The sequence below is a fragment of the Tardiphaga sp. OK245 genome (assembly GCF_900108575.1).
GTDB lineage: Bacteria > Pseudomonadota > Alphaproteobacteria > Rhizobiales > Xanthobacteraceae > Tardiphaga > Tardiphaga robiniae.
Genome location: NZ_FNWZ01000004.1, coordinates 578,759 through 601,463 on the forward strand (window position 1 = coordinate 578,759; position 22,705 = coordinate 601,463).

The window sequence follows — 22,705 nt, forward strand, 5'->3', positions numbered from 1 at the left end:
ACTCCCGTATTTTTTGCTTTGCTTGTTACAGGCAGCATTTCCCGCATAACGCGAAAGCGCAAGCAGGAAATCGGGCGTCGTTGCCCCGGTATTTTGCCAGGCGGAATGCCGCTCGTCCGCTTGGCATCGCCCTTCCCCATACGCTAGCGTTCATCACGAACTCGCCACATGAAGCGGGTCACAAGAGATTCAGGGAGACACGCCGATGAAGTCGCCGATCTGCGAGATGCTGGGCATCGCGTTTCCGCTACTCGCCTTCAGCCATTGCCGCGATGTGGTTGCTGCCGTCAGCCGCGCCGGCGGCTTCGGTGTGCTCGGCGCCACCGCGCATTCGCCGGAGACGCTGGAGCAGGAACTGAGGTGGATCGACGATCATGTCGATGGCAAGCCCTACGGCATCGACGTGCTGATCCCGGAGAACATCTCCACCGCCGGCGAGAAGGACGTCACCTGGAAATCGCTGGAGCGCCGCATCACGCCGGAACATCGCGCTTTCACCAGGAGCCTGCTGAAGAAATACGGCGTCGATCTCAAGATCACCGAAGTCTCCTCCGATCAGCCGCAGCCATTCGATGGCGAGACTGCACTGCGACTGCTCGACGTCTCCTTCAATCATCCGATCCGGCTGATCGCCAATGCACTCGGCGTGCCGCCGAAGGCGATGATCGAGATGGGCAAGGCGCATGGCGTGCCGGTGGCGGCACTGGTCGGCGCCAAGGAACATGCGATCCGCCAGGTTGCGGCCGGCGTCGATATTCTCGTGGCGCAGGGCACCGAGGCCGGCGGCCATTGCGGCGAGGTCTCGACCATGGTGCTGGTACCGGAGGTGATCAAGGCCATCAAGCCGATGCGCGAGGTCCCGGTGCTCGCCGCCGGCGGCATCATGACCGGGCGGCAGATGGCCGGCTGTATGGCGATGGGCGCGGCAGGCGTCTGGACCGGTTCGGTGTGGCTCGCGACCACGGAATCCGAAACCTCCGAAATCTTTCGCGAGAAGATGATTGCCGCCTCGTCGCGCGATGCGATCCGCTCCAGGGGCCGTACCGGCAAGCCCGCGCGGCAGTTGCGCTCGGTCTGGACCGATGCCTGGGATCGTGGCGAAGGCAGCCCAGGCGCACTGCCGATGCCGCTCCAAAGCCTGATCAGCCGCGACGCCTTCGCCTCTATCGACCGTTCGGCCGCGGCCGGCAATGCGCAGGCACGGGATCTGGTCAGCTATTTCGTGGGCCAGGGCGTCGGCCTGATTGACAGCGTCAAGTCGGCAGGCGCAGTTGTGCAGGAATTCAAGGAGGACTTTGCCGAAGCGGCGGAGCACCTCACCATGCTGGTTTCCGAATAGAGGCAAGAGCAAGAACAATGGCAGTGTCGAACCAAGCTGAAGACCGCATCCCCGTCATCGTCGGCGTCGGCGAATTCTCGGATCATCCGAAGGAGCTCGCCGAAGGTCTCGAGCCGCTCGCGCTGATGATCGAGGCGCTGAAGCGCGCGGAGCACTACTCTGGCGGGAAGCTGCTTGGGGATGTCGACTCGCTCGACATCGTGAACTTCCTGAGCTGGCGCTACACCGCGCCGGAGAAGCAGCTCAGCGAGAAGCTCGGCATCGCGCCGAAGCACGCCTATTACGGTCCGGTCGGCGGCGAGAGTCCGATCCGTTACATTCATGAAGCAGCCAAGCGGATCGCGCGCGGCGAATCCCAGGTCGCGGCGATCACCGGCGCGGAATCGCAGGGCACTGCCACCAAGGCCGAACGTGCCAAGGTGGATCTGCCTTGGACTCCATTCGCCAAGGATGCGCCGGAGCCGCTCCGCGGTGCCAACTATCAGAAGCCGATGGCCACCAAACTTGGCGTGGCCAAACCGGTCACGGTCTACCCGTTCTATGAAGCCGCCTCCGCCGCGCATTGGGGCCAGACGCCGCGGGAGGCGCATCGCGAATCCGGCGAGTTGTGGTCACGCTATGCAGGCGTCGCCGCGACCAATCCCGAAGCGTGGATCAAGAAGGCTTACACGCCCGACGAGATCACAACGCCGACGCCAGACAATCGGCTGATCGCCTGGCCCTATACCAAGCTGATGGTCGCCAATCCGATGGTGAACCAGTCGGCCGCCATCCTCGTCACCAGCCTTGCCAAGGCGCGCGCTGCCGGCGTACCCGAGGATCGCATCGTGCATATCTGGGGCGGCGCCTCGGCCGAAGAGCCGCGTGACTATCTTGATCGCGATCAGTATGTCGAAAGCCACGCGCAGAATGCCGTGCTGAAAGTCGCGATGGATCTGGTTGGCGGCTCTGGCAAGAATTTCGGCGCCATCGAGCTCTATAGCTGCTTCCCCTGCGTGCCCAAGATGGCCCGCCGCACCCTCGGCCTTGGCAGCGACGTGCAACCGACTGTGACCGGCGGTCTCACCTTCTTTGGCGCACCGCTGAACGACTATATGGCGCATGCCGCCTGCGCGATGGTCCGCAAAATCCGCGCCGGCACCAAGACTGGATTGCTCTACGCGCAAGGCGGCTTCGTCACCAAACACCACGCGCTGGTGGTGTCGAAGGACATGCCCAAGACGGCGATTGCGCAGGACACCAATGTGCAGGCGGATGCCGACCGCAACCGCAAGCCGGTCCCGGCCTATGTGATCGAGGCGTCGGGCAACGGCACCGTCGAGAGCTTCACCGTGATCTATGGCCGTGGCGGCGAGATCGAGCACGGCGTGGTGATCTTGCGCACTGCTGCCAATGAACGCGCGCTGGCGCGCGTGCCGGTGCAAGACCAGGCAACGCTGGCGTTCCTGATGGATCAGGACAAGACGCCGGTGGGATCTTCAGGTGCGATCAGCAAGGCGGCTGATGGCGTGCTGGAGTGGCGAAAGGCATCATAGGCCAGATGACCAAATTCATTCCGAAGGATGAAAATTTCGAGACTCGCGTCCAGGCGAGTTTCGCACGCCAGACCGCAATGGCGACGCTGGGCATCGAAGTTGCGCGCCAGGCAGCCGGCGAAGTCGAGCTCAAAATGCCGTATAATATCGCTTATACGCAGCAGCACGGGTTCATTCACGCCGGCATCATCACGACAGCGCTGGATACGGCCTGCGGATATGCCGCCTTCTCGCTGATGCCTGACAATGCCGCCGTGCTAACCGTTGAATTCAAGACCAATTTTCTGGCCCCAGCGCGCGGCGAGCACTTCCTGTTCCGGGCTCACGTTCTCAAGCCCGGCAGAACCATTACGGTCTGCGATGGGCAAGCTTTTGCCGTGGATCAAGGCGAGGAGAAGCTGATCGCAACGATGAGCTGCACCTTGATGGCGCTGTTCGACCGCGAAGGCATCGCGCACTAGGCGATAACAAGCGAACGAGCGCTGTGCCGGCCATGCGAGCCGGCATAGCGCTGCATCTGCGCCTTAGCCCTTCACTTCCTTCTTCTCGGACTCTGCCGTCGGTTTGCCGGCTTTCGGCGCGTTGCCGCCGGTGATGCGGACCTTGTCGCCGTCGCTGAGACCATCCGGCGGCGCGATGACAATACGATCGTCTGCGGTGATGCCCGACGCGAGTTCGATGTCGCGGCCAAGGTCGCGGGCGATCGTCACGGTCTTGAACAGGATCTTGTCGTCCGGTCCAACGGTCGCGACACGCATACCGCTCTTGTTGAAAATCAACGCCGAGGCCGGAACATGGAGCGGCGCGGAGTCGCGCGACAGGCTCATCTTCACATTCGCATAGCCGCCCGGCAGCAACTCGCCATTTGGATTGTCGAGCACGAGCTGCATACGCGTGGCACCCGACGCCACATCGACAGCTTGCGACGAGGCCTCCACCGTGGCCGGAAATGTCTTGTTCGGATGATCGGGTACGCTGATGATCGCCTTGGCACCAACCCTGATCGCCGGCACATAGTTCTGTGGTACGTCCACATAAACGCGCAGCTTCTTGATATCGGACACTACGAACATTGCGGCGCCAGTGCCGGTGCCGCCCGAGATCAGCGCGCCGACGTCGGTGTTGCGCTGGGTCACGACACCATCGAACGGCGCGGTGATCTTCTTGTAACCGGCCAGCGCTTCCAGACGTTCGACATTGGCCTGGCCGGAATTCACGGCGGCCCGTTTATTGTTCAGATCGGCGGTGCGTTCGTCGATTTCCTGCGCCGAGACGAAATTCGACGCGACCAGCGTCTTGCGGCGGTTCAGCGTCGCTTCCGACAGTTTGGCGCTGGACTGCTGGCTGACGAGGTCAGCGCGAGCCTGCAACAACTGCTGATCGAGGTCCGGGGCTTCGATCTCGGCGATCACCTGGCCGGATTTGACCTGTGCGCCAATATCGGCGCTCCAGCTCTTCAGATAGCCTGAGACGCGGGCGAAAATCGGCGCGCGGTAATAGGCCTCGAGCCGGCCGGGGAGATCGAGCGTCGCGTTGAGGACCCGGGCATCCGGCGGAGCCACAGCGACGGTCGGGATTGCCTGATCGTCGGTCCAGGCCTTCAGCTCGGTCTCGGTCTTGGCCCGGGCCATGATGCCGGTGACGACGATGGCGCCGGCGGCGCACAGGCCAATCACTCCGACCAGGCCGAGCTTGCGGCGTGACACCGGGGGGGTCTGCTCAGTGGGCATGCAAAGTCTCCGAGGTAGCCACGTCAGCCACAGGCTGATTTTCCGGCTGCTGTTTCTTGTGAACCATGCTGAACACCACCGGCACGAACATCAGCGTGGCGATGGTAGCAAAAATCAGGCCGCCGATCACAGCGCGGCCAAGTGGCGCATTCTGCTCACCGCCTTCGCCCAGCCCCAGCGCCATCGGCGCCATACCGATGATCATGGCGAGGGCGGTCATCAGCACCGGGCGGAACCGGACGAAACCGGCTTCGGATGCAGCCTTAATGGGGTCGCCGAGGATGGCGTAGCGCTCGCGGGCGAAGGAAATCACCAGCACCGAATTGGCCGTTGCGACACCCATACACATGATAGCACCGGTCAGTGCAGGAACCGACAGCGTCGTCTGCGTCGTGAACAGCATCCAGACGATGCCGGCCAATGCCGCCGGCAGCGCGGTGATGATCACGAACGGATCGGACCAGGACTGGAAGTTCACGACGATCAGCAGATAGATCAGCACGATGGCGCCCAGCAGGCCGAACAATAGGCCAGCGAAGGCGCTATTCATGGTCTGCACCTGACCGAGCAATGCCACATTGCTGCCCTTCGGCACATCCGCTTTGGTTTCTTCCAGCGCCTTGTAGATATCGTTGGACACTGAGCCGAGATCGCGGCCCTGCGTGGTGGCATAGATCTGCACCATGGACTGGATGTCATATTGCGACACCACGGCATTCGAGGCCGAGCGGTTGATGTTCGCAATGCCGCCGAGCATGGGCGTATTGTTGCTGGCATTCACTGCCGTGATCGGCAGTGTTTCCAGCGCACCCAGCGAATCCAGCTTGTATTGCGGTGTCTGCATCACGATCGAATAGGACACGCCGTTATCGGGATTGAGATAATAGGTCGGCGCGACCTGCGATGAACCGGCGAGGTTGACCACGAGGCTGTTGGTGACATCTCGCTCGGTCAGGCCGACATATTGCGCACGGGTGCGGTCGACATCGATGTTGAAGCCGGGATTGTTCGGCGACTGCTGGAGCCGTGCATCGGCAATGCCGGGAATGCGACGGATCTTGCCGAGCAGCTTGTTGGCATATTCGAAGTTCGCCGCGAGATTCGCACCGCGGATCTGCAGGTCGATCGGGGCCGGAGCGCCGAAGTTCAGGATCTGGCTGACGATGTCGGCGGGCAGGAAGGCAAAGCTGACGCCCGGGAACTGCCGCGGCAGTTGCTCGCGCAATAGCCGCACATATTCCTCGGTCGGCCTGTGGCCTTCCTTCAGCTTGATCTGGAAGTCACCATCCTGCGGGCCGATCACGCCGGTGTTGTTATAGGTGAGATTGATGCCGGAGACGGGCATGCCGATATTGTCGGTCATGGTCTCGATCTGATCCGGCGGGATGATCTTGCGCACCGCCTTGGTGATATCGGCGAACTGGTTCGCGGTTTCCTCGATGCGTGTGCCGACCTGGGCGCGGACATGCATCAGGATGGCGCCGCCATCGACCGATGGGAAGAAGTTGCGGCCAAGGAACGGCACCAGCAGAAACGACACGCCGACGACGCCGAGGAAGCCGATCACAAAAACGGGGCGCCGCGCCAGCGCCATATCCAGCAGGCCGTGATAGCCGCCACGGATACGCTCGAAGCCGGCTTCGAAGCCACGCTGGAAACGCACCAGCGGATTGCGGGTCGGCGGCTTCTCGCCCTCATGGTGGACATGCGGCTGCAGCAGATATTTCGCCATGGTCGGCACCAGCGTGCGCGACAGCAGGAACGACCAGACCATCGCGAACATCACCGCTTCGGCCATCGGCACGAACAGGAAGCGCGCGATGCCGTTCAGGAAGAACATCGGCACGAAGACGATACAGATACACAGCAGCGACACGAATGCCGGCGTCACGATCTGCGCGGCACCGTCCATGATCGAGGTCTCAACGTCCTTGCCCTGCTCCAGATGGTAGTTGATGTTCTCGATGGTCACCGTGGCATCGTCGACGAGAATGCCGACGGCGAGCGCCAGACCGCCCAGCGTCATGATGTTCAGCGTTTCGCCGATCATAGACAGCATGATGATGGCACCGAGCACCGCCAGCGGGATCGACACCGCGATGATGACCGTGGAGCGCCAGCTGCCGAGGAACAACAGGATCATCACCGAGGTCAGCAAGGCCGCGATGACGCCTTCCACGGCCACACCTTCGATGGCGCCGCGCACGAAGCCGGATTGGTCACCGATATAGCTGATCTTCAATGCGTCCGGCAGCGCGGCGCGATAATCGATCACCTTCTGCTTGATACCGGAGATGATATCGAGCGTGGAAACCGAGCCCGCCTTCAGCACCTGCATCAGCACCGAACGATTGCCATCCACATGCACGATATTGGTCTGCGGCGGATTGCCATCGCGCACGGTGGCGACGTCATCCACATAGACCATGGCGCCGTTAACGCTCTTGATCGGCAACCGTCCGAGCTCTTCGATCTTCAGCGGCGAGTTGTTGAGATTGATCGTGTATTCGAATTCGCCGATCTTCTGCGTGCCGACCGGCGTGATCAGGTTCTGCGCCGCCAATGCATTGGCGACGTCTTGACCCGAGAGACCACGCGCCTGTAGCGCGCCCGGATTGAGATCGATCTGGATCTGACGCTGTTTGCCGCCAAACGGATATGGGATCGCGGCACCTGGCACGGTGACCAGCGGCGTACGGAGCTGATTGATGCCGATATCCGCGAGGTTCTGTTCTGTGAGACCGTCACCCGACAATGCGACGTTGATGATCGGCACCGTCGAGGCCGAATAGTTCAGGATCAGCGGGGGCGTGGCGCCGGGCGGCAACTGCTTGATCAGCGTCTGCGAGATCGCGGTGACCTGCGCGTTGGCGGTGCGGATGTCGACATTGGGCTGGAAGAAGATCTTGATGATGCCGAAGCCGGCATAGGAATTGGCGGTGATATGCTCGATGTCATTGACCGTGGTGGTCAGTGCACGCTGGAACGGCGTGGTGATACGGCCCGACATCTGGTCCGGAGGAAGGCCGGTATACTGCCAGACCACGCCGATGACGGGGATGCGAATATCCGGGAAAATATCGGTTGGCGTGCGAAGTGCGGCCAGCGGCCCGACAATCAGCAACAGCAGGGCCAGCACCACAAAGGTGTAAGGCCGGGTCAGGGCGATGCGCACCAACGAGATCATGAACGGGTAGTCCTCGATACATTGACGAGAGGGGCACTGCGGAAGCCCGCCTGCCCACGATCGAATTCACCTGTTTAGAGAGATCGTCCGCATCCGATTAGTGAGCCGGGCCGGCATAAGCCTATCGGCTCGGTTCATGAATGAACGGGCAATCCTCTTTGCATGAAGGGCTGCGAACGAGCGGTTTCCCGGCCTGTCCACGCCACCAGATTTACCCGACCTGCGACAAAATAGCTAACGCGCGAAGCCTCACGGCAATTCACTTCAGCGGTATTGTTAATTGTTTCCGGGCCGCCGTGGCGTCCGCACAACAGTTTTAGGTTTAAAAAGACGCGGCTGCGGCCCGTGACACCAGAAGTGTCACGAGCCGGTCAAGATGAACTATCTGTAATGCGCGCGGCGCAAGCAGCGCCCTGCCTATTCGGGCAGCCTGTCGCCCCGGGATTGGGCGACATCCATCAGGTCATCAGGCCAAGCGCATCTTCAAAAAAAGCCGGTCCGCCGAAATTGCCGGACTTCAGCGCCAGCAGCATCTGGCGCTCCGCCGCACCGACCGCGCGCAACACCGGCACACCGGCGGCGATTTCCGCACCGACCAGAAAACCCGGAATGCCCAAACGATCCACGACAGCGCCGGATGTCTCGCCACCAGCCACGACGAGCCGTTGTACGCCGGCGCGGACGAGACCTTCGGCGAGATCGGCCATCGCCTGCTCGATGGCATGCCCCGCGGCATCGCGGCCATGGCGCTTTTGCAGCGCCGTCACCTGATCCGGCGTCGAACTGCTGGCGATCAGGACCGGGCCTTTGCTCAACCGCTCTTTGGCCCAGCCGAGCGCGCGCTGAACTTCCGCGCCGCCGGCCATCACCTGTTCGGGATCGAGATGCAGCACCGGCATCACCTGTTCGGCGCGCGCGATCTGCTGCAGCGTCGCCTGCGAGCAACTGCCGGCCAGACAGGCTGCAGCGCCACCCACAGGCGTATCCTTGATCGAGGTCGCCGCATTCGCCTTGACGCGGCCGGACGCGACCAGCGCACGCGCGAGACCAAGCCCCATACCGGACGCACCGACCGAGACGCGATGACCCAGGGCGACCGCACCGATGGTTTCCAGATCGCTGGCAAACACCGCGTCGATGATCGCCGCGCCAAAGCCATTCTCCGACAGTCCATCGAGATGCGTCCGCACCACGTCGGCGCCGCAGGCGACAACTCCGAGATCGACCAGCCCGATATTTGTCGCGCTCTGCCGCGCCAGCACACGGACGAGATTGGAGTCGTGCATCGGATTGAGCGGGTGATCCTTCAGCGGACTCTCGTTCAGCGGCACGGAGCCAACGAACAGATTGCCCTGATAGACCGTCCGACCGGTCTCGGGGAATGCCGGCGTCACCAGCACGACGTTGTCGCCGGAATCGATCCGCAGCGCATCCATCACCGGGCCGATATTGCCGGCATCGGTGGAATCGAATGTCGAACAGATCTTGAAGAGCACATGATCCGCGCCGCGGCTGCGCATCCATTTTTCGGCGGCGCGCGATTTCTCGACCGCCTTGCTGGCCGCGATCGAGCGACTCTTCAGCGATACTACAACGGCATCGACGTCTGGCAGCTGCAGATCATCAGCAGGAATGCCGATGGTCTGCACCGTGCGCAGACCGCAGCGGGTCAGCGTGTTGGCCAGGTCGGACGCACCAGTGTAGTCGTCAGCGATGCAGCCCAGCGCCAGCGTCATGCTTTCACTCCGGCATAGGGCTTGAACCAGCCAAGTCCTGCGACCGTGTCGCCGGCCGGGCGATATTCGCAACCGACATAATTGTCGTAGCCGAGCCGGTCGAGTTCATCGAATAGGAACGGATAGTTCAGTTCCTCGCCGGACGGCTCGTTGCGCGACGGCACGCTGGCGATCTGGATATGCCCGATCCACGGCAGCATCTCGCGCAGCCGCATCGTGACGTCACCATGAATGATCTGGCAGTGATAGATATCGAACTGCAGCCCGAGATTCGGAATCTTCATGTCGGCGATGATGTCGCGCGCGAACATGAAGTCGTTGAGAAAATACCCGGGCACGTCGCGCGGGTTGATCGGCTCAATCACCACGTCGACGCCATGTTCGCCGAGAAAATTCGCGGCCCATTCAACAGATTTGCGGAAGGCCGCGACGGCCTTCGGATCGCGGCGATCGGCGAGACCCGCCATCATGTGCAGGCGGCGGACATTGGTGGCCAGGGCATAAGGCAGTGCCGTGTGAATGCTCTGCCGGAGCTCATCGAACTTGTCGGGACGTGCGGCAAAACCCTTTTCGCCGGCATTCCAGTCGCCCGGTGGCAGATTGAACAGCACCTGCTTGAGCCCGTTGCGTTCCAGTCGTTCGGCAATCGCTTCCGGCGGATGCTCGTAGGGGAACAGGAACTCCACCGCAGTAAAGCCTGCCTTGGCCGCGGCATCGAAGCGATCGAGGAATGCGTGTTCGTTAAACATCATGCTGAGATTGGCGGCGAAGCGGGGCATCGATCGTCCTCTTGTTCTTAATTCGACTCGCCCGGCAGCTTGGTACCGGTGACCTTGGCATACATCCGCGCCACCGACGCGTCGTCATCGCGGCCCATGCCTGACGCCGAGGTCATCAGAAACATCTGCAAAGCCGCAGCGGAGACCGGCACGGGGAATTTCGCTGTACGCGCCATGTCCTGGATGATGCCGAGATCCTTGACGAAGATATCGACCGCGCTGCGCGGCGTGTAATCGCCATCGAGCACATGCGGCATGCGGTTCTCGAACATCCAGGAGTTGCCGGCGGAGGCGGTGATCACCTCATAGACCTTGCGGATATCGAGACCCTGCTTGGCGGCAAACGCGATGGCTTCCGAGGCGGCGGCGATATGTACGCCTGCGAGGAGCTGGTTGATCATCTTGAAAGCGGCGCCCTGCCCGGCGGCATCGCCGAGTTCGTAGAGCTTGGCGGCCATCGCATCGAGCGCCGGCCGCGCCTTGGCAAAGGCAGCCTCGCTGCCGGAGGCAAGAATGGTGAGTTCGCCCTGCGCCGCACGCTGTGCACCGCCGGAGATCGGGGCATCGAGGTAATGTCGGCCGGTGGCTTCGAGATCCCCGGCGAGGCGGCGGGCGACATCGGGATCCATCGTCGCGGACGATACGAATACCGCACCTTTCGGCAGCGTTTCGGCAACGCCGTCCGTCCCGAACAGGATGGTCTCCGTCTGCGCGGCATTGACGACGACACTGATGACGATATCCGCGCCCTGCGCGGCACCGGCCGGGGTATCAGCGCCCTGCCCTCCGTCGGCCACGAAGCGCTTCACCGCATCCGCCGAGACGTCGCAGCCAGTCACCGTGAAGCCGGCCTTCTTGAGCGACAGGGCCATGCCATAACCCATCGACCCCAGACCAATAACGGCGACGCGTGGTTTCTCAGATGCAGGTGACATGCGGCAATTCCCTAGGGGTCCTCGATGACCAGCTTGAGGCGGCCTTGCCTCTCGGTAACACGGCTTGGCCATCATGCCAAAGCGTGGGAAAAAGCATCACGAGGAAATGCCAAGAAAAGACCGAGGACATCCGGTGACTGACACAAAGCTGCGTGAAGAGATCTGCCGGCTCGGCCGCTCGCTGTTCGACCGCGGGCTGACGCCGGGCTCATCAGGCAATATCAGTGTGCGCTGCGATGACGGCGGCTGGCTCGTGAGCCCGACCAATGCGTCACTGGGCTCACTCGATCCGGCCCGGTTGTCGCGCCTCGACAGTAACGGCCGCCTCATGTCCGGCGATGCGCCGACCAAAGAGGTTCCGCTGCATACGGCGCTGTATGAGACCCGCAGCGCCGCCCGCGCCGTGGTGCATCTGCATTCGACCCATTCGGTCGCGGTGTCGATGCTGCCGGAGATCGACCCACGCGCGGTGCTGCCGCCGATGACGCCCTATTACCTGATGAAATGTGGCGCGACGGCCCTGGTGCCGTATTATCGGCCGGGCGATCCCGCGGTCGCCGATGCCATCAAGGGCCTCGCCGGCAAATATTCATCGGTGCTGCTGGCCAATCACGGCCCGGTGGTGTCCGGCGACACGCTGGAAGCAGCGGTCTATGCTATCGAGGAACTCGAAGAAACCGCGAAACTCTATCTGCTGCTGCGCGGGCTCAACCCGCGGCACCTGACGCCGGCACAAGTGAAGGACCTGGTGGCGACGTTCGGGCTGGTTCTGCCCGATCATGACGCGCATGGGCACGATTGAGCCAGGCGGCTCATTTAAGGAGTTGATCGTAGTCGGCGTGCGATCCAATCCAGAACCATAGCAAACCATCATCAACCTCAACGGCCAAAGCCCGATAACGCAGGCCAACGCGCGCCGAAACGTAGCGGCCGATCTTCTTCAAGTGCAGCGAAGGGTGACTGGGGTTACTTTTCAGCAGTGCAAAATTCTTGTCTGCCAATGAACGAACGCGAACGGGTAATCGCTGATATGCCGCCCAGAATTCCGGACTGGCGAGGTGTTTCACAGGTCGCGCGCGCGGCCTTGGCTGTAGCCGTTCAGAGCTTGCTCGGCCAAGCCGTCCAGCTTCCCTGACGATGCATCAGCAGCAATCTTTTGATCGAACACTTCGGCGTCAAAAGCCTCGAACCAGGCACGGAATTGCGCTAGCTCTGCCGGTGGCAGATTCTCGATCGCCTTCTCGATGTCTTCGACGTTGCTCATCCAAGAACGATAACACGTTCGTCAGCGGCTTTAAACGGGACAATTCCGGGACTTACAGCCCCAGATACGCCTTGCGCACATCCGGATTGGTCGCAATCTCCGAGGCCTTGCCCTGCATCTGGACGCGGCCGGTCTGCAGGATATAGGCGCGGTCGGCGATCTCCAGCACTTCGGCCATGCGCTGCTCGACGATCAGCACAGTCATGCCCGCGTCGCGGATCTTGATGACCGCCTGAAAGATCTCGTCCACCAGCTTCGGCATGATGCCCTGCGACGGCTCGTCGAGCATCAACAGGCGCGGACGGGTCATCAGTGCGCGGCTGATGGCCAGCATCTGCTGCTCGCCGCCGGACAGGGTTTCGGCGCGCTGCTCGAGACGTTCGGAAAGGCGCGGGAACAGGTCGAACACCAGCTTCAACGGCTCGTCGCGATCGGGCTTGCCGCGATACATGTAGCTGCCGAGGCGGAGGTTGTCTTCCACCGACAACCGCGGAAACAGCCGGCGGTTCTCCGGCACATAGGCGATGCCGCGCGCGGTGATGAGATGCTGCGGCACGCCGTTGATCTGCTCGCCATCGAAGGTGACGGTGCCCGAACGCGGACGCTCGGCGCCCGCGATGGTCTTGATCAGCGTCGACTTGCCGGCACCATTGGAGCCGCAGACGGCGACGATCTCGCCCTTGGCGACGTCGATGGTGACGTCCGAAATGGCGACCAGCCCCTGATAGGCGGTGGTGGCCTCACGCACCGACAGCATGGCGATCCCCGAGATATGCACTGATGACTTCAGGATGCCGCACGACATCCGCGGGTTTGCCCTCGACGAGCTTCTTACCGAGATTGAGCACGATGGCGCGGTCGACCAGCGGCATGACGATTTCCATGACGTGTTCGACCATCAGCACGGTGACGCCGGTCTCGCGGACCTTGCGGACCAGGGCCACGCCCGACTGCGCCTCGAGCGGCGTCAGGCCGGTGAGACATTCGTCGAGCATCAGGAGCTTCGGTTCGGTGGCGAGCGCACGCGCCACTTCGAGGCGGCGCTTCTCCGACGGAATGAGATCCCTAGCAAGCTTGTCGGCGCGCGGGGCAAGACCGCAGAACTCAAGCACCTCATGTGCCTTGCGCCGCGCATCGCGCATCTTTTCGTTGCGGATCAGCGCGCCGACGATGACGTTGTCGATCACGGTCATGGTCTCGAAGCTCTTCACCACCTGGAAGGTGCGCGCGATACCGCGCTGGCAGCGTTCCGCCGCCGGCATCTGCGTGACGTTCTCGCCGTTGAACCAGATCGTGCCCTGCGTCGGCGGCAGCACGCCGGCTATCAGGTTGAACAGCGTCGACTTGCCGGCGCCGTTCGGCCCGATCAGGCCGACGATTTCGCCAGCGCCGACGGAGATCGAGACGTCGCTATTGGCGATCAGGCCGCCGAAGCGCTGCCAGACGCCACGGGTTTCGAGAAGAGGTGTCGTCATTGCGGCACTCCTTTCGAAGCCGGACGTCGCGAGAACAGGCCGATCAAACCATCGGGCCGCGCCAGCGAGATCACGACGATCACTGCGCCATAGAGGATGAGATCGACGCCGCGGCCGGAGCCGCCGATGAAGGAGCGCGTCAGTTCGGTCATCGGGATCAGGATGACCGCGCCGAGCACCGGGCCCCACAGCGTGCCGATACCGCCCAGCACCGCAGGCAATGCCATCAGCAGCGAGAACTGGAAGGTCATGACGCTTTCAGGATCGATATAGGAGACGAACTGCGCATAGAAAGCGCCGCCGATCGCGGTGAGGAAAGCGGAGACGGCAGCGGCGCCCATCTTGGAATTGAACACCACGACGCCGAGGCTTTCGGCCGCATCGGGATTATCCTTCACCGCGCGCCACCAGAAGCCCCATTTGGAGTCTTCCAGCCACCAGGTGATGAACCAGGCGACGCAGCAGAACACCAGCGCGAAGTAATAGAACGGCAGCTTGCTGCGCGTGAACTGGAACTTGGCCCAGCTATCGCCGCGCACCGGGATGTCGATGCCGAGCGCCGCACCGGCATAGTCCCAATTGTGGAACAGCAGGAAGCCAATTTCGGCGATGACGATTGTGGCGATGACGAAGTAATGGCCGCGCAGGCGGAAGGTCGGATAACCCAAGGCGAGCGCGATCAGCGCGGAAATGATGCCACCGCCGAGCATGCCGAACCACGGCAGCACGCCGAATTTGGTGAACAGCAGCGCCGTCGTATAGGCGCCGAGGCCAAAATAGAGCGCGTGGCCGAGCGAAATCTGGCCGCAATAACCGCCAAGGATGTTCCAGGCCTGCGACAGCGCCGCATACATCAGGGTCAGCACCATGATGTTCTGGACATAGACGTCCTTGACGAAGAACGGCACGCAGGCGGCGATGGCCGCAAGCGCGGCGGCGAGAATGAGGTCGCGGCGGCGACGCTGTGTGAAGCTGTCCATCAGATCGATCCGAACAGGCCGCGCGGCCGGACAAAGACGACGAGAAGATAGACGGCATAGATGCCGACCGATTTGAGCGACGGCGGCAGGATCATCGCCGTGGTCGCCTCGACCAGACCGACGATGATGCCGCCCGCGAACGCGCCGAACACGCTGCCAAAGCCGCCGAGCGCCACGGTGACGTAAGCGATCAGCGCAAAGGACGCGCCCACGTCGGGATAGATGTAGAAGAAGATCGCCATCACGCCGCCGGCGAGACCGATCAGCGCGGAACCGAGGCCCCAGCCGAGGGCGAATACCTTGTTCTTGTCGATGCCGACCAGCGCCACGGCACCGGCATCCTCACGGGTCGCTTCAAGCGCGCGACCGAAATCGGTCTTCTTCATGAAGAAGTAGAGCGCGCCGAAGGCAGCGATGGAGATCAGCGCGCCGACCAGCTGCGGCACCGGCAGGAACACGCCGAAGATCGAGATGGTCTTGCCGCCGAGCATCGAGGCCGGGATGCTTCGATAATCCGGGGTGAAGAAGAACTGCGCGAGGCCGCGCATCAGAATGGCGAGGCCGAAGGTTGCGAAGATCTGCACCATGCCGATATTGGCCTTGGCCCGCATCGCGAAGCGTATGATCACGAGATAGATCACCGCGCCGAACACGAACATGCCGGCGGCCACCAGCGGGATCGACAGCAGTGGGTCGACCGCCCAGAACATGAACAGGAAGAAGGTGAGATACATCGCCAACATCAGGAATTCGCCATGGGCGAAGTTGGTGACGTCCATCAACCCGAAGATCAGCGCGAGGCCGACCGCGAGCAGGCCGTAGAGCAGCCCCATCAGCAATCCGCTGGCAAGGCTCTGGATGATGGTCGCGGCGGTCACGAAGTAATCCTCTCTGTCTGTCGTCCCCGCGAAAGCGGGGACCCATAACCACCGACATCACAACTGGGCGATGCCGGTCAGACCAGGTGCAAACCAATCCTTCGGAGGATATGGATCCCCGCCCCCCGCACGCCTTCGGCGTGCTAGGCGGGGATGACACCGGAGTATGTGATGACATCGTCGAGTCCGACGACGACGCCACATGCGTTTAGAGAACGCGCCTTACGGCATCGGCCAGATCGCATCCGCCACGGCGGCCTGCGGCGGGAAGATGGTGACGAACTTGCCACCATTATACTGCAGCAGTACCGGATCGGCGTTATTGTTCTGGCCCAACTCGTCGAACTTGACCTTGGCCCACGGCATGATCGTGCTTTCGCCCGGCATGTCGGTGGCGACCAGCGCTTCGCGGATTTTCTCACCATCGGTGGACTTGGCACGATTGATGGCGTCGGCCATCACGATCAGGCCCATGAACTGGCGCGAGGAGTAGTCGTTGAAGTCCTTACCGGACTTCTCCTTGAACATGTCGTTGATCTTGCCGACCATCGGACGCTTGGCGGCGAGATCGAGTGAGAACGAACCGCGCGAGATGACGCCCGGAATCTTGTCACCGACCGCATCATACAGCGCCTTCTCGGAGAAGCCGGCGTCCTGTGCGACGATGTTCTTGGCCTTGTAGCCAAGTTCGCCCATGGTCTTGATGAGCAGGATGCCGTCGGTGGTGTAGCTCGACGGCATCAGCACGTCGGCATTGGCAGCCTTGAGCTGCTGCACTTCGGCAGTGAGTGACGGCGAATTGGCGCGATACTTGATGTCGGCGACGATCTTGTAACCGCGGTCGGCAGCGAGCTTGAGCTGCGCATTCGCCGAGTCCGTACCGAAGATGGTGTCTTCATGGAACAGCGCCAGCGTCTCGATCTTCTGGCCTTTTTTCTTCAGCGCATCGAAGAAATCGAACATCGCCGTCGAGAACATTTCGTCATGCGGGGCGGCGCGGAAGTAATATTTCAAGCCACGGCGATGCAGGCTTGGCGATGAGTTGTCGGCCGACAGGAACGGGATCTGGTAGCGCTCGCAAATCTGGCTGACAGTGACGGCGACGGCGCTCTGATAGGTGCCGACAATGGCCGAGACCTTCTCCTGGGTGATGAGACGCTCGGCTTCAGCGCGGCCCTTCTGCGGATCGGCCTGATGGTCGGCGAAAACGAGACGCACCTTGGCGCCGCCGAGCCCGGTGAAGCCTTCGCCCTTCGCCATCGGCAACGCGAAATCGTAATCCTTGTTGATGATATCGGCAGCCGTTTCAAAAGCCTTCTGCGCATCGACACCGATTTGCGCGCTGGCGCCAGACAGCGGATAAATCACGCCAATCACGACTTCCTTGACCTGCGCGCGCGCAGGCTTGGCGAGAGGCAGCAGCGCGGCGGAAGCGGCGCCTCCAAGCAATACGTTTCGGCGAGAAATCGTCATGTCTTTGTCCTTTGTGACCGGCGGCTATCGATGAAACTAATCAAGGTTACGGTAAAGCCCGAAAGATCGGCAAGCTGCTTCTTATAAAACAGCCAAGTGCTTATTCTTCAGGTCCGTGACGAGCATGACACCCGGCGCATGCGTAATCGCGAACGGCACGCGCGCTGCAGCAATGACGGCTTGCGGCGTCACGCCACATGCCCAGAACACTGGGATTTCATCGTCGTTGATGTGCACCGCATCGCCGTAATCAGGCTTGTTGATATCCTTGATGCCGATCGACTGCGGCAGACCCAGATGTACCGGCGCGCCATGCACTGCGGGAAACCGCGAGGTGATCTGGATGGCACGGATCGCATCAGCCGGCTTCAGCGGTCGCATCGACACCACCATCGGCCCGGCGAACGGGCCTGCGGATTTACAGGCGATGTTGGTGCGATACATCGGTACCAGCACATCCTGCTCGATATGACGGATCGGCAGATCGTCGGCCATCATGGCTTCCTCGAACGAATACGAACATCCGATGACGAAAGACACGAGATCGTCGCGCCAGTACTTCGTCACCTCGTAAGGGCGATCAATCGCCTCGCCATCCTTCCAGACGACATATTGCGGAATGTCAGTCCGGATATCGAGATCAAGACCGAGCGCGGGAATGCTTGGATTGCCGACATCCGACATGCCGATGATCGGGCACGGCTTCGGATTGAGCTGGCAGAAGCGATGAAAGGCTGCGGCCTGGGCTTCCGGCAAAATCACGAGATTGCCCTGGACATAACCCGGGGCTACTCCGGCGGTGCTGCCATATTTGCCCGCGCGATACTCGCGGCGAGCAACCGCGCTGGGCAAACCCGAGGATCGATCGTCGCTTTGCTGCGCTGCCGAAGAAATAGCCATCTTAGTGTCCTGCCTAATTCTGCCTCGACACGCACTGAAACTCAGGGCTATTATAATGTCTAATCGTTGTTTTTAATTGACATACATAAATCCTACTTATCGATAGCCGGATCGCATCCATGGCGGACTTCAAGGCGCTGGAGACTTTTCTCTGGGTGGTCAATCTCGGCAGCTTCCGCGGCGCGGCCCAGAAGCTCAACACGACCCAGCCGGCAATCTCCCAGCGTATCGCGCAACTGGAGCACGAGATGGGCGTGCGGCTCCTGCAGCGTGACCGCCGTATCGCCTCCCCGACGCCGGCCGGACGGCAGATGCTGGTCTATGCCGAAAAGCTGATCGGCCTGCGCTCCGAGATGATGGCGGCGGTTGGCGATCGCTCGGCGATGCGCGGCGTGCTGCGGCTCGGCGTCGCCGAAACCATCGTCCACACTTTGCTGACGCGGCTGATCAAGCACGTCAACATCTCGTATCCGAACCTGTCGCTCGAAATCGAGGTTGATATCACGCCGAACCTGAATGCGCGGCTGCAGGCACAGGAGATCGATCTCGCTTTCGTGCTCGGGCCGCTTTCGACATCCAACATTCGCAACCGTGTGCTGTGCGACTACCCCGTCGGCTTTCTCGCCAGCCCTTCGCTCGGGCTCGGCAATGATCTGCTCTCGATCCATGACCTCGCGAAATTTCCCATCATCACCTTCTCGCGCAAGACCCGGCCCTACGAGATCGCGCGCTCGCTGTTCAACCGGCCCGACCTGCCACCGATCCGGCTGCACGCCAGCGCGTCGCTGTCTACCGTGATGCACATGGCGATTGAGGGCTTAGGTATCGCACTGATCCCGACAGCCATCATCGAGAACGAACTCGCGGACGGACGGCTGCAATTGCTCAATACCAACCTGCAGCTCCAGCCGCTGACATTTTCGGCAAGCTGGCTCGCGTCACCCGACACGGCCGCAATCGAACTCGTCGCAGGCATTGCTGCGCAACTGGCGCAGAACAGCCCATTGGTTGACGAGCCGGCATCGCCGGGTCATTGAAAAGCAGGCCTCTTCAACACAAACTTCTCGGGACAGACCGCATGACCAAGCTTGGCGACAACCTCAAAATCGATTCCGCGCGGCTCTGGGACACCATCAACGAGACAGCGAAATTCGGCGGCACCCCAAAAGGCGGTGTGCGACGCCTGACGCTCGGGCCCGAAGACAAACTGGTCCGCAACTGGTTTCGCAAGGCCTGTGAAGACGCCGGCCTGGAGGTGCATGTCGATGCCCTCGGCTCGATGTTCGCGCTGCGCAAGGGCCGCGACATGTCGAAGGCCCCGATCGGCGTCGGCTCGCATCTCGATACCCAGCCGACCGGTGGCAAGTTCGACGGCATTCTCGGCGTGCTCGGCGCGCTCGAAGTCGTCCGCACGCTGAACGATGCCGGCATCGAAACCGAGATGCCGATCTGCATCGCCAACTGGACCAATGAAGAAGGCTCACGCTTTGCGCCGGCGATGATGGCCTCCGCCGCCTATGTCGGCGACTTCACCACCGACGACATTCTGTCGCGCAAGGACATTGCAGGTGTCACCGTTGGCGAAGCGCTCGACGAGATTTGTTATCGCGGCGACGTTGCGGTCGGCACGCAGAAATTCTCGGGCTTCGTCGAACTGCATATCGAGCAGGGCCCGATCCTGGAGGCCGAAAGCAAGACCATCGGCGTAGTCGATTCCGGCCAGGGTGTGCTGTGGTTCGACGGCAAGATCACCGGCTTCGAGAGCCATGCCGGCTCGACCCCGATGCCGCTGCGCAAGGATGCGCTGGCGACATTGTCGGAGATCGTGCTCGCCACCGAGCGTGTGGTCAGCAATATCGGCGCGCTCGGCACCATCGGCGAAGCCGTGATCGCAAATCCGTCACGCAATGTGATCCCCGGCGAGATCGCCTTCACCATGGATCTGCGCAGCGCCGACGCCGGCAAGCTCGACGCCATCGAGAAAGGCGTGCGCGATGCCATCAAGGAGATCGCTGCGCATCGCAAGGTCGACGTCGCCTTCGACAAAGTCTGGCACAAGCCGCCGACGCACTTCAACAAGGACTTCGTCAATGCGGTCGAGACAGCGGCAACGTCGCTCGGCTACTCGCATCGCCGTATCACCTCAGGCGCCGGCCACGACGCCTGCAACCTCAACAACATCATGCCGACTGCGATGGTGTTCATTCCGAGCAAGGATGGCATCAGCCACAACGAGCTCGAAAGCTCGACGCAGGAAGATTGCGCCGCCGGCGCCAATGTATTGATGCATACGGTGCTGGCGCTTGCCGGCGTCGCATCGAAGTAACGAAGACAGACAGGGGATAGTGATGCGGGGTGTATTCGTCGATGCCAGCGAAGAGCTGGCGAAGATTCTGGAACGGCTGACGCAGCCGGGCGACATCGCGGTAAAGATCAATCGCGATGAGGACATCAAGTCGAGCGATTTGCCCAAGGTGCTGGACGGCGCAGAGATCGCGATCGTCGATCACACCTATCTGCCGACAGACGTTGCGAAGCAGTGCACGGGCCTCAAGCATGTGGTGTTTCTCGGCACTGGTGCACGCAGCTATATGCATATCGAGGAGCTTGCTGCGCTGGGGATCGAGGTGCACCTGATCCGCGGCTATGGCGATACCGCCGTCGCCGAATGCGCCATCGCGCATATGTGGGCTGCCGCGCGCGGCCTTGCCCAGCAGGACCGTGAAATGCGGGCCGGCAACTGGCTGCGCGATGAAAGCATGGAACTGACGGGCAAGACCATCGGCCTAATCGGTTTCGGCGGCATCGCCGCGGAAGTCGCACGCATCACGCTCGGCTCGGGCATGAAGGTGCTGGCTTGGAATCGCTCGCCGAAGTCCCATCCCGGTGTGGAATTCACCGACATGGAGACAGTGCTGGCCAAGAGCGACGTCGTCTCGATCCATCTGCTGCTGAACGACGAGACCCGCGGCATGATCACCCGCGAGCGCATCGGCCAGATGAAGAAGGGTGCGATCCTCGTCAACACCGCGCGCGGCGCGGTGGTCGATGAAGCGGCGATGATCGATGCACTGCGCTCCGGCCATCTGCGCCATGCTGGTCTCGACGTTTTCGACATCGAGCCACTGCCGGCCGGCCATGTACTGACAACGATCCCGAACGTGACGCTATCGGCACATTCTGCCTTCCGGACGCCGGAGGCGAGCGTGAACCTGATCGCCGCGGCCTGGAAGCATTGCCGGCGGATTGCAGCTTAAGCGCTGCAAACTCCCAAAATGAAAATGCCCGGCTCAAGCCGGGCATTTTTGTAGATGCGCAAGAAGCAGAATTACTCCACCATCTCCGCCACGGCCTTGCCGCAAGCGCCTGTATCGGCCTGACCGCCGAGATCGCGCGTCCGCAGCGTGCGTTCGCCGAGCGTGCGTTCAATCGCCTTGACGATAGAATCCGCAGCAGCCTTCTCGCCGAGATGTTCCAGCATCATCGCTCCGGACCAGATCATGCCGATCGGATTGGCGATGCCCTGCCCCGCGATGTCAGGCGCCGAGCCGTGCACGGGCTCGAACACTGACGGGAAATCGCCGGTCGGATTGATATTGCCGGACGGCGCGATGCCGATGGTGCCGGTGCAGGCCGGGCCGAGATCGGACAAGATGTCGCCGAACAGGTTGGACGCAACCACGACGTCAAACCAGTCCGGATGCATCACGAAATTCGCTGTGAGAATGTCGATGTGATACTGGTCCCACTTCACATCGGGATAGTTGGCGCCCATCGCCTTCACGCGCTCATCCCAATACGGCATCGTGATCGCGATGCCGTTGGACTTGGTCGCCGAGGTCAGGTGCTTCTTCGGCCGCGACTGCGCGAGATCGAACGCGAATTTCAGGATGCGGTCGACACCGGTGCGGGTCATCACCGTCTGCTGGGTAACGAATTCACGGTCGGTGTCCGGGAACATGCGACCGCCTACCGATGAGTATTCACCCTCGGTATTCTCGCGCACCACCCAGAAGTCGATGTCGCCGGGCTTGCGGCCGACCAGCGGACACGGCACGCCGGGCATCAGGCGCACCGGGCGCAGATTGACGTATTGGTCGAATTCGCGCCGGAACTTGATCAGCGAGCCCCACAACGAAATGTGATCCGGAATCTTTGCCGGCAGGCCGACGGCGCCGAAATAGATCGCATCGTGCTTGCCTATCTGCGCTTTCCAGTCGTCCGGCATCATCTGGCCATGCTTCTCGTAATAGTCATAGGACGAGAAGTCGTAATGATCGAAATGCACCTTCACACGATGCTTTTTCGCTGCCGCTTCAAGGACGCGCAGGCCTTCCGGCATCACTTCCTTGCCGATGCCGTCGCCGGGGATGACCGCGATCCGATATTCTTTTTGTGCGCTCACGTGGGGTTTCCTTCGCCAGTATTCTGCCTGCAGATGTGGACCAAAGCCGGCCTGCGATCAACGCTGCACTGCAATGTTGACCGGTTTTG

Annotated in this window: 21 protein-coding genes; 7 read left to right on the forward strand and 14 right to left on the reverse strand. The window is 61.8% G+C overall.

All coding sequences use genetic code 11. The annotated features are described in order from the left end of the window. Nucleotides 1-205: 205 nt before the first annotated feature. The 3 genes from BLW80_RS21380 to BLW80_RS21390 are packed head-to-tail and all read left to right on the forward strand — an operon-like array spanning nt 206 to nt 3,335. Entirely contained in the window at nt 206-1,339 is a 1,134-nt protein-coding gene (locus tag BLW80_RS21380) for a nitronate monooxygenase (RefSeq protein ID WP_093759529.1), read from the forward strand. A 17-nt stretch (nt 1,340-1,356) separates the two neighbouring features. Further along, nucleotides 1,357-2,874 (forward strand): acetyl-CoA acetyltransferase, encoded by a 1,518-nt coding sequence (locus tag BLW80_RS21385; protein ID WP_093759530.1) that lies wholly within the window; start codon nt 1,357-1,359, stop codon nt 2,872-2,874. A 5-nt stretch (nt 2,875-2,879) separates the two neighbouring features. Continuing rightward, the gene (locus tag BLW80_RS21390) at nt 2,880-3,335 is read left to right on the forward strand and encodes a PaaI family thioesterase (RefSeq protein ID WP_093760039.1); all 456 of its coding nucleotides are present in this window, start codon (nt 2,880-2,882) and stop codon (nt 3,333-3,335) included. Nucleotides 3,336-3,398: 63 nt separating this feature from the next. On the opposite strand, the gene BLW80_RS21395 is transcribed toward BLW80_RS21390, so the two are convergent. The 5 genes from BLW80_RS21395 to ltnD form a co-directional block, all read right to left on the reverse strand. Continuing rightward, complete coding sequence (locus BLW80_RS21395; RefSeq protein WP_093759531.1) at nt 3,399-4,604, reverse strand: efflux RND transporter periplasmic adaptor subunit; 1,206 nt, start codon at nt 4,602-4,604, stop codon at nt 3,399-3,401. Further along, complete coding sequence (locus tag BLW80_RS21400) at nt 4,594-7,791, reverse strand: efflux RND transporter permease subunit (RefSeq protein WP_093759532.1); 3,198 nt, start codon at nt 7,789-7,791, stop codon at nt 4,594-4,596. The genes BLW80_RS21395 and BLW80_RS21400 overlap by 11 nt, the downstream gene beginning before the upstream one ends. Nucleotides 7,792-8,249: 458 nt before the next feature. After that, entirely contained in the window at nt 8,250-9,527 is a 1,278-nt protein-coding gene (gene otnK / locus BLW80_RS21405; RefSeq protein WP_093759533.1) for a 3-oxo-tetronate kinase, read from the reverse strand. Continuing rightward, nucleotides 9,524-10,306: a 2-oxo-tetronate isomerase gene (gene otnI / locus BLW80_RS21410; protein WP_093759534.1), complete on the reverse strand. Its 783-nt coding sequence runs from the start codon at nt 10,304-10,306 to the stop codon at nt 9,524-9,526. The genes otnK and otnI overlap by 4 nt, the downstream gene beginning before the upstream one ends. A 17-nt stretch (nt 10,307-10,323) precedes the next feature. Next, nucleotides 10,324-11,241, reverse strand: coding sequence for an L-threonate dehydrogenase (gene ltnD / locus BLW80_RS21415; protein WP_089262361.1), 918 nt, complete (start codon nt 11,239-11,241; stop codon nt 10,324-10,326). Nucleotides 11,242-11,374: 133 nt separating this feature from the next. On the opposite strand from ltnD, the gene otnC reads away from it, so the two are divergent. Further along, nucleotides 11,375-12,043, forward strand: a complete 669-nt coding sequence (gene otnC, locus BLW80_RS21420) for a 3-oxo-tetronate 4-phosphate decarboxylase (protein WP_170849755.1) — start codon at nt 11,375-11,377, stop codon at nt 12,041-12,043. A gap of 10 nt (nt 12,044-12,053) precedes the next feature. Here the strand turns inward: otnC and BLW80_RS21425 are convergent, their stop codons facing one another. The 8 genes from BLW80_RS21425 to BLW80_RS21460 form a co-directional block, all read right to left on the reverse strand. Next, nucleotides 12,054-12,308: a ParE family toxin-like protein gene (locus BLW80_RS21425; protein WP_093759536.1), complete on the reverse strand. Its 255-nt coding sequence runs from the start codon at nt 12,306-12,308 to the stop codon at nt 12,054-12,056. Continuing rightward, nucleotides 12,305-12,505, reverse strand: a complete 201-nt coding sequence (locus BLW80_RS21430; protein ID WP_089262367.1) for a hypothetical protein — start codon at nt 12,503-12,505, stop codon at nt 12,305-12,307. Before BLW80_RS21430 ends, BLW80_RS21425 begins: the two co-directional genes overlap by 4 nt. A gap of 52 nt (nt 12,506-12,557) precedes the next feature. Further along, nucleotides 12,558-13,262, reverse strand: a complete 705-nt coding sequence (locus BLW80_RS21435; RefSeq protein WP_068733264.1) for an ABC transporter ATP-binding protein — start codon at nt 13,260-13,262, stop codon at nt 12,558-12,560. Beyond that, nucleotides 13,246-13,980, reverse strand: a complete 735-nt coding sequence (locus BLW80_RS21440) for an ABC transporter ATP-binding protein (RefSeq protein ID WP_068733262.1) — start codon at nt 13,978-13,980, stop codon at nt 13,246-13,248. The genes BLW80_RS21435 and BLW80_RS21440 overlap by 17 nt, the downstream gene beginning before the upstream one ends. Then, a complete protein-coding gene (locus tag BLW80_RS21445) occupies nt 13,977-14,960 on the reverse strand; it encodes a branched-chain amino acid ABC transporter permease (protein ID WP_170849756.1) in 984 nt (327 codons plus the stop codon). The genes BLW80_RS21440 and BLW80_RS21445 overlap by 4 nt, the downstream gene beginning before the upstream one ends. Continuing rightward, entirely contained in the window at nt 14,960-15,793 is an 834-nt protein-coding gene (locus BLW80_RS21450) for a branched-chain amino acid ABC transporter permease (protein WP_210269314.1), read from the reverse strand. The genes BLW80_RS21445 and BLW80_RS21450 overlap by 1 nt, the downstream gene beginning before the upstream one ends. 267 nt (nt 15,794-16,060) lie before the next feature. After that, nucleotides 16,061-17,311 (reverse strand): ABC transporter substrate-binding protein, encoded by a 1,251-nt coding sequence (locus BLW80_RS21455; protein ID WP_068733256.1) that lies wholly within the window; start codon nt 17,309-17,311, stop codon nt 16,061-16,063. Nucleotides 17,312-17,392: 81 nt separating this feature from the next. Beyond that, nucleotides 17,393-18,211, reverse strand: coding sequence for a putative hydro-lyase (locus BLW80_RS21460; protein ID WP_093759538.1), 819 nt, complete (start codon nt 18,209-18,211; stop codon nt 17,393-17,395). A gap of 119 nt (nt 18,212-18,330) precedes the next feature. Here BLW80_RS21460 and BLW80_RS21465 point away from each other — a divergent pair, with 119 nt between their 5' ends. Genes BLW80_RS21465 through BLW80_RS21475 form a run of 3 tightly spaced genes read left to right on the forward strand, consistent with a single transcriptional unit; the run spans nt 18,331 to nt 21,468 of the window. Continuing rightward, nucleotides 18,331-19,248: a LysR family transcriptional regulator gene (locus BLW80_RS21465; protein WP_093759539.1), complete on the forward strand. Its 918-nt coding sequence runs from the start codon at nt 18,331-18,333 to the stop codon at nt 19,246-19,248. Nucleotides 19,249-19,289: 41 nt separating this feature from the next. Continuing rightward, complete coding sequence (locus BLW80_RS21470; protein ID WP_093759540.1) at nt 19,290-20,537, forward strand: Zn-dependent hydrolase; 1,248 nt, start codon at nt 19,290-19,292, stop codon at nt 20,535-20,537. Between the two features lie 22 nt (nt 20,538-20,559). Beyond that, complete coding sequence (locus BLW80_RS21475) at nt 20,560-21,468, forward strand: NAD(P)-dependent oxidoreductase (protein ID WP_093759541.1); 909 nt, start codon at nt 20,560-20,562, stop codon at nt 21,466-21,468. Between the two features lie 71 nt (nt 21,469-21,539). Here BLW80_RS21475 and BLW80_RS21480 read toward each other — a convergent pair whose 3' ends face one another. Next, complete coding sequence (locus BLW80_RS21480; protein ID WP_093759542.1) at nt 21,540-22,616, reverse strand: tartrate dehydrogenase; 1,077 nt, start codon at nt 22,614-22,616, stop codon at nt 21,540-21,542. Nucleotides 22,617-22,705: the final 89 nt, after the last annotated feature.